The organism is Ensifer sp. EB106-05-01-XG146 (assembly GCF_058791875.1).
Genome location: NZ_JBYTDX010000001.1, coordinates 1,160,181 through 1,175,947, shown reverse-complemented (window position 1 = coordinate 1,175,947; position 15,767 = coordinate 1,160,181). Strand labels below are relative to the sequence as shown.

Sequence of the window (15,767 nt, the reverse complement as noted above, 5' to 3'; positions counted from 1 at the left end):
CACCGATTCCCTGCTCGCAACATCACGTCATAGTCACCAAGGACCGAACCATGAAACCGACCTATCTCGCCCTCATCGGCCTCCTCGCGCTCGCCGGCTGCAACAGCGCCCAGCAAGATCTCGAGCCCCTGCCCCAGAGCCTGACCTATGGCGAGAACGCGGCCAACAGGAAGACACAGGCCGCACCGGGCGCCATGATCCAGAACCGCTTCATGTATGAAGGCCAGATGGTCTACGAGACCTACGAAGTTCAGCCCGACCGCACCTACAAGCTCGTCCGCCGCCGCATGGACCAGAGCGGACCTGCCGGCAACAACTGACACGGATCAGGGCGTACGGGCGCAGCGACCTCTGTCGCCCGTCGCCGCTATGTATTTCGAGCCGCGTACACCGCCGTTTCGAAATCGAGATAGCTCCCGAACGAAACGGGATCGGCAAAGGGCAGTATCTGTGTCGCCCACAGGCCACCGAGACCGTTTTGGCGATCTATCCAGTAGTAGAGGTTCGCAAGCCCCGCCCAGGCTAACGCACCGGCTGGCCGCCCCGTCGGTGCTGCTTCATCGTTGATCATGAAGCTTATCCCCCAGGACTTCGGTATGCCGGGGAAAAATTCGGCGTCGTGCGACAGGCTTCTTATTACCCCCGGGAGCCTCTTGATCTTCCTTTCTCCGAGGCCGTTCCTTGCCGCCATTTCGACCGTTTCCGTCTTTAGCACCCGACCGCCGGGCGACATCCCATCGTTGAGCCACATGCGGATAAATTTGGCGTAGTCGACGGCCGTCGAATAGAGACCGTGCCCGCCCATCTGGACCTCCGGGTCCTGCGGGAGCCTGAAATCAGGCAACGGCGACAAACGTCCGGCGTCGTCCCTTTGGTGCAAGGTAACCACGCGGGATGTCATGGATGCGGTCATTGCAAAACCGGTGTCCTCCATGCCAAGCGGCTGGAGGATGCGTTCCGCCATCACAGCGCCAAGCCGCTTGCCGGTGATGCCCTCCACGACCTGCCCGGCCCAGTCCAGGCTGCTCCCATATTCCCAGTCGTCGCCGGGATCGAAGAGCAAAGGCGTCCGGATGGATGCATGGGACGCGGTGATCACGCTCGGCTGTCCATGTTGCCGCGCCAACCGGGCATAGGTCTCGTTGAAAAAATCGTAGCCAAAACCGGCCGTGTGCAGGAGCAGCATGCGCGTGGTGATGTCCCGTTTGGGCGGGCGGAGTTTCGGATTCCCCGCGAGGTCAAACCCCTCGATCACCTGCAGCGTGCCGATTTCGGGCGCGTATTGCCTGGCGGGAGCGTCGAGATCGAGCTTGCCCTCCTCGACCAATTGCAGGCAGGCCGTCGCCGTGATCGCCTTCGTCATCGAGAAGATCGCAAAGACGCTGTCGATGGTCATATCCGTCGCGCCAGCCAAAGAGCGCTTTCCGGTGGCGCCCGCGTAAAAATTGCCATGGCGATCCGTGGCGATTGCGACAACGCCTGGCACGCCATCGGCGGAAGCGACCGCGGCATTGAGGATTGCATCGGCAGCAGTCTTGAGATCGCCGGACAAAGGAACCTCCCGCACAGCCAAGGCTTCGACACGCGTGGCGGTCGTGCCACCCTTCACGTTGAACCGCCGCGCAAATCTTAACATCAAAGGGCGGCCCAAGCCATTTTCTAACGGCTGTGGAAAAAGAGTGCCGTCGGCCAACCCAGCGCGAAACGAGCGAGACTCGGATTGCCAGAAGGCATCACGATGCCGCCGATCAGGGTGCGCCAGAACGGGGAAGCTAAACATGGATTTGAAACAAAAAACCCGGCCGAAGCCGGGTATTTGGTGCGGTCGAGAAGACTCGAACTTCCACGGGTTGCCCCACAGCGACCTCAACGCTGCGCGTCTACCAATTCCGCCACGACCGCATCGTGGTAGGGCCGACTTGCGTCGGCGCGGCTGCATGTAGCAAAAGCCCCTTGAGTGCACAAGGGATGGCTGTGGACAAATTAAACGATGGCGACGGACGGGAGGGCATTCACAGAGCGGCACGAAAAGACGGCGTTCAGCGCGCGCATTTCAGACCAGCGAACGAACCTCCCCGACGCCTTTCGAGGCTCGCTCTCGCCACGACGGGATCGTCGGCAATTCGTTCGGCATTCGCGCGCAAGATCAGCGACGGCCGCCACCCCTATTCGAACGCATGATATGGACTGGAAGACAAAGGGATGCGCCGGTTGCGCCCGGGCAGAAGGCCTAATTGGCTAACACCAGGATTAAAAACAAAAAACCCGGCCGAAGCCGGGTTTTTTTGGTGCGGTCGAGAAGACTCGAACTTCCACGGGTTGCCCCACAGCGACCTCAACGCTGCGCGTCTACCAATTCCGCCACGACCGCATCGTGGTAGGGCCGACTTGCGTCGACGGGGCTGCATGTAGCAAAAGCCCCTGGGGGGCACAAGGGGATCACGACAGAATTTTGACGGGAAATGAAACTATTTCAACAGCCCGCCCAAGGAGCCCCGGAAACGCTGGACTCTTGCCTCGCGCCATCCCATGTACAGGCTCCAAAAAACAGGAATGCCGAGCGAATGCAGCGTGAAAATCTGAGCCAGGACATGTTTTCCCCTCCGGAATCACCCCCGGTTCGCTGGCGGATTGCCTCCGAACTGGTCGATTATCCGCAGGCCGTCGAGCTGATGGAGCAGGAAGCCGCGGCGATTGCCGCCGGCACCGCAGATGAACTGGTCTGGCTCGTTGAGCATCCGCCGCTCTATACGGCCGGCACCAGTGCCGACGCCGCCGATCTCGTCATGCCCGACCGTTTTCCGGTCTTTGCCACCGGCCGCGGCGGCGAATACACCTATCACGGCCCGGGCCAGCGCGTCGTTTACGTCATGCTCGACCTCAAGCGCAGGAAGCAGGACGTACGCGCTTTCGTCGCGGCACTCGAAAGCGTCGTCATCTCCACGCTCGATTCGATGAACGTTCGGGGCGAGCGGCGTGAAGACCGGGTCGGTGTCTGGGTGCGGCGCCCGGAAAAGCCTGCCCTGCCCGACGGCTCCATGTCGGAAGACAAGATCGCCGCGATCGGCATCCGCCTGCGCAAATGGGTGAGTTTCCATGGCTTTGCGCTCAACGTCGACCCGGATCTCGACCATTTCGGCGGCATCGTGCCCTGCGGCATTCGCGGTTATGGCGTCACCAGCCTCGTCGATCTCGGCCTGCCCGTAATGATGCCGGACGTGGACATCCGCTTGCGCGAGGCCTTCGAGACCGTGTTCGGTCCGACGCGGAACGACGCGCCGTAAGCCCGTTCAACTTGCCGTTCGACGTCCAGCCTGCCGCTCACGCCAGATGATGAAGAGGCCCGAGCCAACGATGATGGCGATACCAAGCCATTTGGAGAGCGACGGAAAGTCTCCGAAGATGAGATAACCGAGCGCCGTCGCCGTGACGATCTCGAAATAATGAAACGGTGCGAGCAGCGAGACGGGTGCCGCCCGGAACGCCTTGACCACCAGCAGATGGCCGTAGCCGGACAGCGCGCCAAGCACGATCACGAGCATCCAGCCAAGCGGCGACTTCGGCAGCGACGGCACGAAATCGGCGCTGCCCATGCCGTTGCCGATCAGGATCACCAGCGCCATCGTCAATGTGCCGCCGATGCCGGCAATTGTCTGCATCGTTAGCGGCGAGTCGCCGGTACCGACAGCACGGTTGAGGAGCAGGTAGCAGGCAAAGACGAAGGCGCAGGCAACCGGCAACAGCGCGGTTAGGCCGAAAGCGGCAAAGCTCGGCTGGATGACGATCATCGCTCCACCGAAACCGACGACAATGGCGAGCCAGCGCCGCCAGCCCACTCTTTCCTTGAGGAACACCGCCGAAAGACAGGTCAGGATGAAGGGCTCGACGAAATAGATGGCGAAGGTGTCGGCAAGCGGCATGTACTTCACCGATATGAAGAAGAACAAGGCCGCGGTCGCCAGCAGTACACCGCGCAGCAGATTGGCCCAGGGCCGCTTTGGCCTCAGCGCCCGCAGGCCACCGGCGCCAAGCAGCATCGGTAGCGTCGCCACCAGTTGGAAGAAGAAGCGGTAAAAGGTCACCTGCCCCGGCGACATGCCCTCATAGACGGCCATGTATTTCGCAATCACGTCCATGCCCGGCAGGATGACCATGGCAAAGAGCATGATGGCGACGCCCTGCATCACCGTGTCGGTGTGGTCGGTGGTCGCAGTTCGGGCGTCTGTCATGGGGCAAGCTCCTGTGGCCGCCGCACATTAGAGCCTACGCGTTGGTTTTCAACGGCCGAAGATGCGACGGGCAAGGAACTATCCGCGCCCTAGCCGCAATTGACGGTGTTTTTGGCGCTTCGGGGTGGTCCCTCGCCGCCCAAATGCCTATAAGCTCAGGACAATCTTCCGCCCCGGATCTAAAGGTCGGCCGTCGGCCCCCATGGTTCGGGACCTTTGAACGTGACCGTGGCAAAGGAGATGTCCATGCGCTTGTCCACCGAAACGATGATTGCCCGCCTGCGCGACACCAGCGACGGTGATACGCTGGGAGGACGCATCTGGAGGGCGCGCGACGCCGCAAATCTCAGCGCCAAGGAACTGGCCGATCAACTCGGCGTGCGCACGGAGACCATCGCGGCCTGGGAACGGGATCGGGCCGAACCCCGCACAAACCGGCTGTTCATGCTTGCAGGCGTACTCGGCGTCACCCCGGCCTGGCTGATCGCCGGGCTCGGCCGCGCGCCGGATGCCGACGCAATCGACGAGAAGGACGGCCTGCGCGAGCAGCTCGCCCTCGTCAAGAAGCTGCACGAACAGACCGGCAAGGCGATTGCCGCTCTTGAGATGGAACTCAATCGCGTTCAACAGAACATTCGATAACCTATTGCGATTCCACTTAGGGCCGCCGTTCTGGCGGCCCGACGTCATTTCAGTCCAAGGAGAAAATAGATGGATGTACGCGCCGCCGTTGCCGTTCAGGCAGGCAAGCCGCTCGAGGTCATGACGGTTCAGCTCGAAGGCCCGCGGGCCGGCGAAGTGCTGATCGAGGTCAAGGCCACAGGCATCTGCCACACCGACGATTTCACCCTGTCCGGCGCCGATCCGGAAGGCCTGTTCCCGGCGATCCTCGGCCATGAAGGCGCCGGCATCGTCGTCGACGTCGGCCCGGGCGTGACCTCGGTGAAGAAGGGCGACCACGTCATCCCGCTCTACACGCCCGAGTGCCGCTCCTGCCCATCGTGTCTGTCGCGCAAGACCAATCTGTGCACCGCGATCCGCTCGACACAAGGCCAAGGCCTGATGCCCGACGGCACCTCGCGCTTCTCGATCGGCAAGGACAAGATCCACCACTACATGGGCTGCTCGACCTTCGCCAACTACACGGTGCTGCCGGAGATCGCGGTTGCCAAGGTCAACCCGGACGCCCCCTTCGACAAGATCTGCTACATCGGCTGCGGCGTGACGACCGGCATCGGCGCCGTCATCAACACGGCACAGGTGGAAATGGGTGCGACTGCGATCGTCTTCGGTCTCGGCGGCATCGGCCTCAACGTCATTCAGGGCCTGCGCCTTGCCGGCGCCGACATGATCATCGGTGTCGACCTCAACAACGACAAGAAGGCCTGGGGCGAACGCTTCGGCATGACCCACTTCGTCAACCCGAAGGAGGTCGGCGACGACATCGTGCCTTACCTCGTCAACATGACCAAGCGCGGAGCCGACCAGATCGGCGGCGCCGACTACACCTTCGACTGCACCGGCAACACCAAGGTGATGCGCCAGGCGCTCGAGGCTTCGCATCGCGGCTGGGGCAAGTCGGTCGTCATCGGCGTTGCCGGCGCCGGCCAGGAGATCTCCACGCGGCCGTTCCAGCTCGTCACCGGTCGCACCTGGATGGGTACCGCCTTTGGCGGCGCGCGCGGCCGCACCGACGTGCCGAAGATCGTCGACTGGTACATGGAGGGCAAGATCGAGATCGACCCGATGATCACCCACACGATGCCGCTCGAAGACATCAACAAGGGCTTCGAACTGATGCATTCTGGCGAGAGCATCCGCTCGGTCGTTCTCTACTAAGCTGCTATTTTGATTCAAGGAGGCGCCGGAGACGATTGATTTCCGGCGCCTTTTTCAGTCCCGTTGAGAAGTTGATTCAAAATGATCTATGTCGACGCAGACGCCTGCCCGGTGAAAGCCGAAATCCTGAGAGTGGCCGAGCGCCACGGGATCGAGGTGACCTTGGTCGCCAATTCGGGCCTGCGCCCTTCGCGCGACCCGATGGTGCACAATGTCATCGTCTCGGCAGGCTTCGACGCGGCCGACAACTGGATCGCCGAACGGGCGCACGAGGGCGATATCGTCGTTACCGCCGACGTGCCGCTTGCCGTTCGCTGCGTTGCCGCCGGCGCACTTGTCACCGGCCCCTCCGGCCGGATCTTCGACAAGGGCAATATCGGCATGGCGTCTGCGATGCGCGATCTCGGACAGCACCTGCGCGAGACCGGCGAGAGCAAGGGCTACAACGCCGCCTTCACACCGCGCGATCGATCCGCCTTCCTCGAAACCCTTGACCGACTCGCGCGTCAGTCGAGAAAATGATCGCACAACGGGCGGGACCATGGGGCCCGCAATCGCAGGGGCACTAGCATGGCAGCGACGACTAAGCTCAGGCACTGGCCGTTTTACACTGCCATTCTGTGCGCGCTCGCAAGCGTGCCTGTCCTCTGGTTCGTGGCGCAGCGTTTCGCCCTTGAAGGGGCAGCGATCACCTTCTTCTGCGTCTATCTCGTCCTATGCTGGCGGCGCTTGCGGATGATGACTGGCCGGCATCTGAAGACCCATGCCAGGAACACCGACGAGCCCGAGGTCGTGATCCTGCTCGTGACGTTCGGGGCAGCCGCAAGTTCGCTCGTATCCTTGTTTTTCGCGCTCAACGGCGAGAAGTCCGGCTCGGCGCTGGCGCTCGGCCTCGCCTTTGCCTCCGTCGTGCTCGGCTGGGCAACGATCCACATGATGGCGGCCATGCACTATGCCCATGTCTATTGGGTCCCAGCGCCCGATGGTCCGACCACCGAACCGGCACGCGGACTCGATTTTCCCGAAACGCCCGAGCCCGGCGGCTTTGACTTCCTCTATTTTTCCTTCGTCATCGGCATGACGGCGCAAACCTCCGATGTCGCCATCACCAAGACGGCCATGCGGCGCATCAACCTGATACACGCCATCGTATCGTTTTTCTTCAACACCGTGCTCGTCGCCGCCGCCGTCAATGCGGCCGTGCAGCTTGCCGGCTGAGCATCTTTATCCAAGGAGCATCCCATGAAAGTCCTTTCGCAAAACACCGCCTTCGGCGGCATGCAGGGCGTCTTTTCGCACGATTCCAGGGCCTGCAAGGGCGAGATGACCTTCGCCGTCTTCGTACCGCCACAGGCAATCAACGAGCCGCGGCCGGTGCTCTGGTATCTCTCCGGCCTCACCTGCACACATGCGAACGTCATGGAGAAAGGCGAGTACCGGCGCATGGCCGCCGAGCTCGGCTTGATCGTCGTCTGCCCGGATACGAGTCCGCGCGGCACTGATGTTCCCGACGAACTGACGAACTGGCAGATGGGCAAGGGCGCAAGCTTCTATCTCGATGCCACCGAAACGCCCTGGGCCGAGCACTACCAGATGTATAGCTACATCACCGAGGAGCTGCCCGCCTTCGTCAGCCAGCACTTCCGCATGGACATGAGCCGCCAGGGCATCTTCGGCCATTCGATGGGCGGTCACGGCGCCATGACCATCGCGCTCAAGAACCCGGGCCGCTTCAAGAGCTGCTCGGCCTTCGCCCCGATCGTCGAGCCTTCGACCGCCGACTGGTCGATCGGCGCCTTCGAGAAATATCTGGGCGCGGACCGCGCCGCATGGCGCCAATATGATGCCTGCGCGCTCGTCAAGGATGGTGCGCGCTTCCCCGAGTTCCTGATCGATCAGGGCAAGGCCGACAGCTTCCTTGAAAACGGCCTGCGTCCCTGGCTGTTCGAGGAAGCGGTCAAGGGCACCGGCATCGATTTGACGCTGCGCATGCATGAACGCTACGACCATTCCTACTACTTCATCTCGACTTTCATGGACGATCATCTGCGCTGGCATGCCGAGCGGCTGATCTAGCCACCGAATGGCGCAATTCCGTATGAAAGCCGCTTTCGCGGAATTGCGCCGTCAACCTACCCGGAGCGACTGATGACCCACCTTCTCCTTGTTGGCACCGGCGGTGCGATCGGCTCGATGCTGCGTTATCTCGTCGGTCTCTGGGCCGTTCACCGCTTCGGGTCCGGCTTTCCCTGGGGCACGTTTGGCGTCAACATAACGGGGTCGTTCCTGATCGGCGTGCTCGCCGAAGTGATCATGCGCAAGTTCGGCGCCTCGCCGGACATGCGTGTCTTCCTCATCACCGGCATTCTCGGCGGTTACACCACCTTTTCCGCCTTCTCGCTGGACGCAATCACGCTCTTCGAGCGCGGCGATGTCATGCTATCGGCCGTCTATGTCATCGCCAGTGTCGCGCTTTCGATCCTCGCGGTCTTCAGCGGGCTGGCTCTGATGCGCGCAATAGTCTAAAGGCTCGTCTTACAGGCGCTGCGTATCCAGGGGACACGCGGCGCATTGCTGCATTGTCCTTCAACCGTTGTCGCTTCGAGGGCATTGTCATGCAGCAACGAAAATATTGCGGCAGCCTTTGCGCGCCTGAAGCTTCCTCTTTGCGTCATCCCAACGCAGGGGCTTCGGACCGACGCGCGACGCTGCGACCAAACAGAAGGCAGGTTCGCTCAAATGGCAGGCATAGAACACAGGCAAGTGGACGGTGACGAGGCGGGCATGCGCCTGGATCGCTGGTTCAAGGTGCACTTTCCGGGACTGGGCTTCGGCCCGCTGCAGAAGCTTTTGCGCTCCGGCCAGATCCGCGTCGACGGTGCCCGCGCCAAATCCGACACGCGGATCCAGCCCGGCCAGACGATCCGCATTCCGCCGCTCGGAGTGGATCCCAAGGAAACCAAGACCGGGCCGATCGCCGGACGCGACCTCAGGAACTCACCTGACGGCGAACTGCTGTCGCGCATGGTGCTGCACGAGGACGCCAAGGTTATCGTGCTCAACAAGCCTGCCGGCCTTGCCGTTCAGGGCGGCTCGGGCGTCAACCGACATATCGACAAGATGCTTGAAGCCTGGACCAACCAGAAGGGCGAAAAGCCGCGTCTCGTCCACCGGCTCGACCGCGACACGTCAGGCGTGTTGGTGATCGCCCGCACCCGGGGTGCAGCGCAGAAGCTGACCGCCGCCTTCCGCGAGCGCGACACCAAAAAGACCTACTGGGCGCTGGTCAAGGGCGTGCCGCGCAAGCGCGAAGACCGCATCTCCACCTGGCTCGTCAAGGAGCAGACGCCGGATGGCGACCGTATGCGCATCGCCAAACACGGCGAAGACGGTGCCGACCACGCCATCTCCTACTACCGTATTCGCGAACAGGCCGCACAGAACCTCGCCTGGCTGGAGATGGAGCCCTATACCGGCCGCACCCATCAGCTTCGCGTCCATGCACTGCACATTGGACACCCGATCCTCGGCGACCCCAAATATTTCGACGCCGATATCAACTGGAGCCTGCCCGGCGGCATGCAGAACCGTCTGCATCTGCACGCGCGCCATATCGATATTCCTCACCCGGACGGTGGTCGCCTGCGCGTGACCGCGCCGCTGCCACCGCACATGGTCCAGAGCTGGAATCTGCTGGGCTTCGAAGAGAACGAGCCTGGCGAGGACGACTGATGAAACTGGCGCTTTTTGATTGTGACGGTACGCTGGTCGATAGCGGAGGCCTGATCCATGAAGTGATGGCGCGCACCTTCGATGCCTTCGATCTCGAGCGCCCGCCCCTCTCGGCAACCAAGAGCATTATCGGCTTGACCCTCGACATTGCCATCGCGCGCCTGCTCGGCCGCGAACATGTCGACGATCAGGCGCTGGCGATGACGGCGCACTACAAGTCGATCTTCGCCGGCGTTCGCGCAGAGGCAGGCTTCCAGGAGCTTCTGTTTCCGGGTATCGCCGACATGATGCAGACGCTGTCGTCACGCGACGCACTGTTGATCGGCGCCGTAACCGGCAAGTCGCGTCGCGGCCTGACGCATATTTCCGAGACTCACGGCTTCGACCGGATCTTCTTCGTGTCCCGCACCGCCGACGACTGTCCCTCCAAGCCGCATCCGGCCATGGTGACGGAATGCTGCTTTGAAGCCGGCATAGATGCGAAGGATACGGTCGTCATCGGCGACGCGATCTACGACATGCAGATGGCCAAAGCCGCTGGAGCATCCGCCATTGGCGTTGCCTGGGGCTATGCTTCCGTTCCCGACCTCATCGAGGCGGGCGCGGATTTCGTTGCCCGGACGCCGGCCGACATCATTGAATGGATGGAACACAATCATGTCTGATATTCGCGACGAACTCAGCGGTGCGATGAGCCACGAGGATCCGGTCCGCCGCGCGCAAATCCAGATGCTGAAGCCGCTGCCGAAGCGCTTCTACAAGGACGTCAGCGTGGCCGCGGCCGATGGCGATACGCACGCGGTGCTGCTCGACGGCCGCACCGTGCGCACGCCGGCCAAGCAGCCGCTTGCCGTGCCGACGCGCAAGCTCGCCGACATGCTCGCCGCCGAATGGGATGCGCAGGCAGAGGTCATCGATCCCGGCAAGATGCCGATCACGCGTATCGTCAATACCGCACTTGACGGCGTCGCCAAGGACCAGCGCTCGGTCTTCGACGATATCCTGCGTTTCGCCGGAACGGACATGCTCTGCTATCGCGCCGATAGCCCGGAAGGCCTCGTCGCCCGCCAGAACGAAATCTGGAACCCGGTGATCGAGTGGGCCCAGCAGGCACTCGGCGCCCGTTTCATCCTCGCCGAAGGCGTGATCCACCAGGAGCAGCCGGAGGAAGCACTTTCCGCCTATGCCGAAGGCCTGCGCGCCTTCGCAACCCCGCTCGGCCTCACCTGCGTCCACACGGTGACGAGCCTGACCGGCTCTGCGTTGCTGGCGCTCGCCTTCGCTTCCGGCCGGATATCCGCCGAAGAAGCCTGGACGGCCGCCCATGTCGACGAGGACTGGCAGATCGAACATTGGGGAACCGACGAGGAGGCCTTCCGCCGCCGCGAGAACCGCTGGCAGGAAATGCAGGCGGTCGCCACGGTTCTTGACGCCCTGCGCTGACGACACCGGATACCACGGAATGCGAAGCGGGCTGCGTGTCTTCCGACGCGCAGCCCGCTTTCTTTTTTGTTCAATATGTCGGCGTCAGAGCGGCTCTGTTCGCGCTAACGTAACGGAAGCCAATAGCCGCAGCGTTAAGCGGCCAGCTTCAGGCCGGCGATACCGCTGACGATGAGCGCGATGCAGCCAAGGCGAACGAAGGTTGCCGGCTCTGCGAAGAGGAAAATGCCGAGGATCACGGTGCCGACGGTGCCGATGCCGGTCCAAACAGCGTAAGCCGTACCGAGCGGCAGGGTCCGCACGGCGAGACCGAGCAACGCGATGCTGAGGATCATCGAACCGACGGTCAGGATCGTCGGTGTCACCCGCGTAAAACCATCCGTGTATTTGAGACCAATTGCCCAGCCGATTTCAAGAATACCGGCAAGCAGAAGAAGGAACCAGGCCATGTCAAACTCCCAAAGTTTGGAGCGAGGCCGTCCCCGCGGATGTTCGGTATCGCCTTTGCGAACCGTGCAGCCGTCTGCAACGCGGGTTCTATCTCACACTCCAGTTTCGCCGGCAAGGCGGTCAAGGGCAAATCAGCCCTGCGTCCGCGGCAAAGCTAAACCATTTCACGCTGTCGTTGAAACCATGGAAACGTGCGAGGCGCTGAGGGTCTGTAAGTCTGCCCCTACGGTGCGTTGCGCTCCCGACGGAGTTTCGCCCACCATTCCAGCCGCTTGCGGATCTCGCGCTCGAAACCGCGCTCCGGCGGATCATAGAAGGTTCTGCGCCCCATCTTCTCGGGGAAATAGTCCTGACCGGAAAAAGCATCCGGCTCGTCATGGTCGTAGCGGTAGCCGTCGCCGTAGCCCTCACCCTTCATCAGTTTCGTCGGGGCGTTGAGGATATGTTTCGGCGGCAGCAGCGAGCCGTTTTCCTTCGCCGCCCGCATCGCTGCCTTGTAGGCGGTATAGACGCCGTTCGATTTCGGCGCGGTCGCGAGATAGACGCAGGCTTCGGCAAGCGCCAGTTCGCCCTCGGGCGAGCCGAGATAGTCATAGGCGTCCTTGGCGGCGTTGCAGATCACCAGGGCCTGCGGGTCGGCAAGGCCGATGTCCTCGACCGCCATGCGCACCAGGCGCCGCCCGAGATAAAGCGGATCCTCGCCGGCATCGAACATGCGGCAGAGATAGTAGAGTGCGGCATCCGGATCAGAGCCACGCACCGACTTGTGCAGGGCCGAGATCAGATTGTAGTGGCCGTCCTGGCCCTTGTCATAGACGGGCGCCCGGCGCTGTACGATGTTCTGGAGTGCTGCCGCATCGAAGATCTCGTCGCGGCGCGCGGCGCGCCAGACTTCTTCCGCCAGTGTCAGCGCAGCGCGACCGTCGCCGTCGGCCATGCGGATGAGGCTGGCGCGCGCATCCGCATCGAGCGGCAGTTTCTTGGCCTCGGACTCTTCGGCGCGCGACAGCAGTTCCTCGATACTGTCTTCGCCGTGCGGCTTGAAGGTCAGCACCCGAGCTCGGGACAAGAGAGCGGCGTTGAGTTCGAAGGATGGGTTTTCCGTCGTCGCGCCGACAAGGATCACGGTGCCGTCTTCCATCACCGGCAGGAAGCTGTCCTGCTGTGCCCGGTTGAAGCGATGAATCTCGTCGACGAAGAGCAGCGTCTGACGGCCGGACATGCGCCTTGCCCGCGCCGCCTCGAACACCTTCTTGAGATCAGCGACGCCGGAGAAGATCGCCGAGATCTGCTCGAAGGCGAGACCCGCCTCCCCCGAAAGCAGCCGCGCCACGGTCGTCTTGCCGGTTCCGGGCGGCCCCCAGAAGATCATCGACCCGAGCGAACCGGAAGCAATCATGCGCGACAGCACGCCGTCCTCACCGGTCAGGTGATCCTGACCGGTGACTTCGGCAAGCGTTCGCGGGCGAAGCCGGTCGGCAAGCGGTCTTGCCGACGCCATTTCCGGTGGCTCGTGGGCGGTGAACAGGTCGCTCATCGGAAGAACTGACGGATGAGCTGGCCGTCGCGCTCGATCTCGACGCGCCAGAAGGAGGCATCGTCGGCCATTACCTGTTCCAGCGTCTTCGACGTGTCGATCGCCGTGCCGTTGACCGACCGCACGATGTCCTTCGGCTCGAGGCCGATGCGGGCGGCGGGCGAACCGCGATTGACCTGCATGACGACGACGCCCTGCAGCGAGGTCGACATGCGCAGCTCGTCGGCAAGGCGCGGCGACAGGTTGGCGACGACTGCACCGGCGAAGGGGTTACGACCTTCAATCAGCCGCTCATCCCGTGGCGACGTTTCTGGAGCCCGGTCGAGCTTGATCGTCACTTCCCGCGGCTTGCCGTTTTCCGATACGGAGACGCGCGCCTCATGACCGATGCCGACCGTCGTCAGGCGATAACCGAGTGCGTCGGGATGTTCGACCTCGATGCCGTTGACGGCGGTGATCACCTGGCCGGGCTTGATACCGGCCTGTTCGGCCGGGCCACCGGCCACGACGGCGGTCACCAGCGCACCACGGGCGCGGCTGAGGCCAAGGGCTTCGGCCACTTCCGAAGTGACCGGCTCGAAGCTGGCGCCGATGAAAGGACGCACGAAAGCGCCGTTGCCGCCTTCGGCCGACGCAACGAAAACCTTCACCAGATTGGCGGGGATGGCAAAGCCAACGCCGTTAGAACCGCCGCCCTTGGAGAAGATGGCCGTGTTGATGCCAATGAGCTGGCCGTTCATGTCGATAAGGCCACCGCCGGAATTACCCGGGTTGATCGCCGCATCCGTCTGGATGAAGAAGCCGAAATCGCCCGAGGAGACCTGATTGCGCGCGAGCGCCGAGACGATGCCGCTCGTCACCGTCTGGCCGACGCCGAAGGGGTTGCCGATCGCAAGCACGAGGTCGCCGACCTCGACCGCATCGGAATCACCAAGCGGCACGATGTCGAAGGGACCGTCCGACTGGATCTTCAAAACAGCGAGGTCGAGCCGGTCGTCCTTGAGCACGATCTTGCAGGGAAACTCGCGGCCATCGGCCAGCGCCACCTTGATATCGTCGGCGCCCTCGATGACGTGGTTATTGGTCACGACGATGCCGTTCTTGCCGACGATCACCCCGGAACCGAGCGAAGACTGCTTCTCCGAGCGGTTCGGCATGCGCTGGCCGAAGAACTCCTCGAAGAAGGGATCGCCGGAGAAAATCGACCGACGCTCGACCACCCGCTCGGCATAGACGTTGACGACGGCATTTGCCGTCTGCTTGACGAGAGGCGCAAAGGAAAGCTGCATTTCGGTCCGCGACTGCGGAACGCTCTTGGCCTCCTGGGCCAATGCCGGACAGGCGAGAGAAACAGCGATGACGAGCGAAACAAGCGCTCTTCGACCTACGATCATGTAAAGCATTCTCCTATTCGTCGCGGCTACGTTCAGATAGGATTTCGCGGGAAAAAAGGCAAATGTTGGCGCAGGATATGCAAAGTTGCCAGCTTCACGCGCTACGCACGAAAACGTGGTTCGCAACCCCTTTCACGGTGATCGAAAGTCTGGTGAGTTCATAGAAGACAAGGCTCATAAATCACTTCGGAAAAGACCATGCCATCTTACCGCCCGCCGCAAATCGTTTCCTCCGAGATCACCCCGGAGGCCCTCTTTTTCAACCGCCGCACCTTCCTCGGGGCTGCTGCTGGCGGCGGCATGCTGCTTGCGGGCAGCGGCACGGGGCTGGCGGCCGCACTCGGCGCGCCCAAGAGCAAATATACTGTCGACGAAGACCTGACGCCGGAGGCCGACGTCACCAGCTACAACAATTTCTATGAGTTCGGGACCGGCAAGGGCGACCCGGCTGCCAATTCGAACAGCTTCAAGGCAACGCCCTGGACGGTGAAAGTCGATGGCCTCGTCGGCAAGCCGAAGGAATTCGGGCTCGAGGAACTGCTCGCGCTCCCGATCGAGGAACGCGTCTACCGCATGCGCTGTGTCGAGGCCTGGTCGATGGTGATCCCCTGGACCGGGTTTCAGCTCTCGGCCCTGCTCGACAAGGTAGAGCCGCTTGGCAGCGCGAAATATGTCTCGTTCGAAACCGTGGTGCGCCCGTCGGAAATGCCGGGACAATCCGGTTTCTTCCAGCCGCTTGCCTGGCCCTATCGCGAAGGGCTGAGGCTCGACGAGGCCCGTCACCCGCTGACGCTGCTGTCCGTCGGCGTCTACGGCAAGACGCTTCCCAACCAGAACGGCGCGCCGATCCGGCTGGTTACCCCCTGGAAATACGGTTTCAAGGGGATCAAGTCGATTGTGCGCATTTCGCTCACGGAAACCCAGCCACCGTCCACCTGGAACCTCTCGGCGCCGAACGAGTACGGCTTCTTTGCCAACGTCAATCCGGCGGTCGATCATCCACGCTGGAGCCAGGCAACGGAAAACCGCATCGGCGGTGGCGGCTTCTTCGGCTCCAACCGGCGCGATACCCTGCCCTTCAATGGCTATGCCGACGAGGTGGCCGGACTTTATGCCGGCATGGATCTCAGAGCGAACTATTGA

Annotated in this window: 17 protein-coding genes and 2 tRNA genes; 12 read left to right on the top strand and 7 right to left on the bottom strand. The window is 62.5% G+C overall.

The genetic code is table 11. From position 1 onward, the window contains the following. Positions 1 to 50: 50 nt before the first annotated feature. Positions 51 to 320: a hypothetical protein gene (locus tag AC3WVQ_RS05710; RefSeq protein ID WP_060607338.1), complete on the top strand. Its 270-nt coding sequence runs from the start codon at positions 51 to 53 to the stop codon at positions 318 to 320. 47 nt (positions 321 to 367) lie between these two features. On the opposite strand, the gene acmB is transcribed toward AC3WVQ_RS05710, so the two are convergent. The 3 genes from acmB to AC3WVQ_RS05695 all read right to left on the bottom strand — a co-directional run bounded on the left by acmB (position 368) and on the right by AC3WVQ_RS05695 (position 2,371). Then, the gene (gene acmB / locus AC3WVQ_RS05705) at positions 368 to 1,552 is read right to left on the bottom strand and encodes a methyl acetate hydrolase AcmB (protein ID WP_110818983.1); all 1,185 of its coding nucleotides are present in this window, start codon (positions 1,550 to 1,552) and stop codon (positions 368 to 370) included. 265 nt (positions 1,553 to 1,817) lie between these two features. Then, positions 1,818 to 1,902: transfer RNA gene (locus AC3WVQ_RS05700), tRNA-Leu, on the bottom strand. Positions 1,903 to 2,286: 384 nt separating this feature from the next. After that, positions 2,287 to 2,371: transfer RNA gene (locus AC3WVQ_RS05695), tRNA-Leu, on the bottom strand. Positions 2,372 to 2,564: 193 nt separating this feature from the next. On the opposite strand from AC3WVQ_RS05695, the gene lipB reads away from it, so the two are divergent. Then, positions 2,565 to 3,284 (top strand): lipoyl(octanoyl) transferase LipB, encoded by a 720-nt coding sequence (lipB, locus tag AC3WVQ_RS05690; protein ID WP_090295775.1) that lies wholly within the window; start codon positions 2,565 to 2,567, stop codon positions 3,282 to 3,284. A gap of 6 nt (positions 3,285 to 3,290) precedes the next feature. Here lipB and AC3WVQ_RS05685 read toward each other — a convergent pair whose 3' ends face one another. Continuing rightward, positions 3,291 to 4,229, bottom strand: coding sequence for a DMT family transporter (locus AC3WVQ_RS05685; protein ID WP_060516826.1), 939 nt, complete (start codon positions 4,227 to 4,229; stop codon positions 3,291 to 3,293). Between the two features lie 246 nt (positions 4,230 to 4,475). Between AC3WVQ_RS05685 and AC3WVQ_RS05680 the strand changes: the two genes are divergently transcribed. The 9 genes from AC3WVQ_RS05680 to AC3WVQ_RS05640 all read left to right on the top strand — a co-directional run bounded on the left by AC3WVQ_RS05680 (position 4,476) and on the right by AC3WVQ_RS05640 (position 11,243). Next, positions 4,476 to 4,871, top strand: coding sequence for a helix-turn-helix domain-containing protein (locus AC3WVQ_RS05680; RefSeq protein ID WP_034804375.1), 396 nt, complete (start codon positions 4,476 to 4,478; stop codon positions 4,869 to 4,871). A gap of 69 nt (positions 4,872 to 4,940) precedes the next feature. Then, positions 4,941 to 6,068 carry an S-(hydroxymethyl)glutathione dehydrogenase/class III alcohol dehydrogenase gene (locus AC3WVQ_RS05675; RefSeq protein WP_077967684.1) on the top strand — a complete coding sequence of 376 codons (1,128 nt, stop codon included), beginning with the start codon at positions 4,941 to 4,943 and terminating at the stop codon, positions 6,066 to 6,068. Positions 6,069 to 6,149: 81 nt separating this feature from the next. After that, a complete protein-coding gene (locus tag AC3WVQ_RS05670; protein ID WP_090302256.1) occupies positions 6,150 to 6,590 on the top strand; it encodes a YaiI/YqxD family protein in 441 nt (146 codons plus the stop codon). 48 nt (positions 6,591 to 6,638) lie between these two features. Beyond that, the gene (locus AC3WVQ_RS05665) at positions 6,639 to 7,286 is read left to right on the top strand and encodes a DUF1345 domain-containing protein (RefSeq protein WP_034795640.1); all 648 of its coding nucleotides are present in this window, start codon (positions 6,639 to 6,641) and stop codon (positions 7,284 to 7,286) included. Positions 7,287 to 7,310: 24 nt separating this feature from the next. Further along, positions 7,311 to 8,144 (top strand): S-formylglutathione hydrolase, encoded by an 834-nt coding sequence (gene fghA, locus AC3WVQ_RS05660; RefSeq protein WP_090302254.1) that lies wholly within the window; start codon positions 7,311 to 7,313, stop codon positions 8,142 to 8,144. A 72-nt stretch (positions 8,145 to 8,216) separates the two neighbouring features. Then, positions 8,217 to 8,594, top strand: a complete 378-nt coding sequence (gene crcB, locus AC3WVQ_RS05655) for a fluoride efflux transporter CrcB (RefSeq protein WP_060585477.1) — start codon at positions 8,217 to 8,219, stop codon at positions 8,592 to 8,594. A 213-nt stretch (positions 8,595 to 8,807) separates the two neighbouring features. Beyond that, positions 8,808 to 9,800, top strand: coding sequence for an RluA family pseudouridine synthase (locus tag AC3WVQ_RS05650; RefSeq protein WP_034795631.1), 993 nt, complete (start codon positions 8,808 to 8,810; stop codon positions 9,798 to 9,800). Then, positions 9,800 to 10,465, top strand: a complete 666-nt coding sequence (locus AC3WVQ_RS05645; protein ID WP_090302252.1) for an HAD-IA family hydrolase — start codon at positions 9,800 to 9,802, stop codon at positions 10,463 to 10,465. The genes AC3WVQ_RS05650 and AC3WVQ_RS05645 overlap by 1 nt, the downstream gene beginning before the upstream one ends. Then, positions 10,458 to 11,243 carry an ATP12 family chaperone protein gene (locus AC3WVQ_RS05640; protein ID WP_034795626.1) on the top strand — a complete coding sequence of 262 codons (786 nt, stop codon included), beginning with the start codon at positions 10,458 to 10,460 and terminating at the stop codon, positions 11,241 to 11,243. The genes AC3WVQ_RS05645 and AC3WVQ_RS05640 overlap by 8 nt, the downstream gene beginning before the upstream one ends. A gap of 134 nt (positions 11,244 to 11,377) precedes the next feature. On the opposite strand, the gene sugE is transcribed toward AC3WVQ_RS05640, so the two are convergent. The 3 genes from sugE to AC3WVQ_RS05625 all read right to left on the bottom strand — a co-directional run bounded on the left by sugE (position 11,378) and on the right by AC3WVQ_RS05625 (position 14,624). Continuing rightward, positions 11,378 to 11,692, bottom strand: a complete 315-nt coding sequence (sugE, locus tag AC3WVQ_RS05635; RefSeq protein ID WP_034795623.1) for a quaternary ammonium compound efflux SMR transporter SugE — start codon at positions 11,690 to 11,692, stop codon at positions 11,378 to 11,380. A gap of 224 nt (positions 11,693 to 11,916) precedes the next feature. Further along, positions 11,917 to 13,230 (bottom strand): replication-associated recombination protein A, encoded by a 1,314-nt coding sequence (locus AC3WVQ_RS05630; protein ID WP_060610175.1) that lies wholly within the window; start codon positions 13,228 to 13,230, stop codon positions 11,917 to 11,919. Beyond that, a complete protein-coding gene (locus tag AC3WVQ_RS05625; RefSeq protein ID WP_060610178.1) occupies positions 13,227 to 14,624 on the bottom strand; it encodes a DegQ family serine endoprotease in 1,398 nt (465 codons plus the stop codon). Before AC3WVQ_RS05625 ends, AC3WVQ_RS05630 begins: the two co-directional genes overlap by 4 nt. A gap of 198 nt (positions 14,625 to 14,822) precedes the next feature. On the opposite strand from AC3WVQ_RS05625, the gene msrP reads away from it, so the two are divergent. Continuing rightward, the gene (msrP, locus tag AC3WVQ_RS05620; protein ID WP_090302250.1) at positions 14,823 to 15,767 is read left to right on the top strand and encodes a protein-methionine-sulfoxide reductase catalytic subunit MsrP; all 945 of its coding nucleotides are present in this window, start codon (positions 14,823 to 14,825) and stop codon (positions 15,765 to 15,767) included.

Coding starts and splice junctions, on each gene's coding strand:
- AC3WVQ_RS05710 (WP_060607338.1), top strand. CDS start 51: ATGAAACCGACCTATCTCGCCCTCATCGGCCTCCTCGCGCTCGCCGGC.
- lipB (WP_090295775.1), top strand. CDS start 2,565: ATGCAGCGTGAAAATCTGAGCCAGGACATGTTTTCCCCTCCGGAATCA.
- AC3WVQ_RS05685 (WP_060516826.1), bottom strand. CDS start 4,229: ATGACAGACGCCCGAACTGCGACCACCGACCACACCGACACGGTGATG.
- AC3WVQ_RS05680 (WP_034804375.1), top strand. CDS start 4,476: ATGCGCTTGTCCACCGAAACGATGATTGCCCGCCTGCGCGACACCAGC.
- AC3WVQ_RS05675 (WP_077967684.1), top strand. CDS start 4,941: ATGGATGTACGCGCCGCCGTTGCCGTTCAGGCAGGCAAGCCGCTCGAG.
- AC3WVQ_RS05670 (WP_090302256.1), top strand. CDS start 6,150: ATGATCTATGTCGACGCAGACGCCTGCCCGGTGAAAGCCGAAATCCTG.
- AC3WVQ_RS05665 (WP_034795640.1), top strand. CDS start 6,639: ATGGCAGCGACGACTAAGCTCAGGCACTGGCCGTTTTACACTGCCATT.
- fghA (WP_090302254.1), top strand. CDS start 7,311: ATGAAAGTCCTTTCGCAAAACACCGCCTTCGGCGGCATGCAGGGCGTC.
- crcB (WP_060585477.1), top strand. CDS start 8,217: ATGACCCACCTTCTCCTTGTTGGCACCGGCGGTGCGATCGGCTCGATG.
- AC3WVQ_RS05650 (WP_034795631.1), top strand. CDS start 8,808: ATGGCAGGCATAGAACACAGGCAAGTGGACGGTGACGAGGCGGGCATG.
- AC3WVQ_RS05645 (WP_090302252.1), top strand. CDS start 9,800: ATGAAACTGGCGCTTTTTGATTGTGACGGTACGCTGGTCGATAGCGGA.
- AC3WVQ_RS05640 (WP_034795626.1), top strand. CDS start 10,458: ATGTCTGATATTCGCGACGAACTCAGCGGTGCGATGAGCCACGAGGAT.
- sugE (WP_034795623.1), bottom strand. CDS start 11,692: ATGGCCTGGTTCCTTCTTCTGCTTGCCGGTATTCTTGAAATCGGCTGG.
- AC3WVQ_RS05630 (WP_060610175.1), bottom strand. CDS start 13,230: ATGAGCGACCTGTTCACCGCCCACGAGCCACCGGAAATGGCGTCGGCA.
- AC3WVQ_RS05625 (WP_060610178.1), bottom strand. CDS start 14,624: ATGATCGTAGGTCGAAGAGCGCTTGTTTCGCTCGTCATCGCTGTTTCT.
- msrP (WP_090302250.1), top strand. CDS start 14,823: ATGCCATCTTACCGCCCGCCGCAAATCGTTTCCTCCGAGATCACCCCG.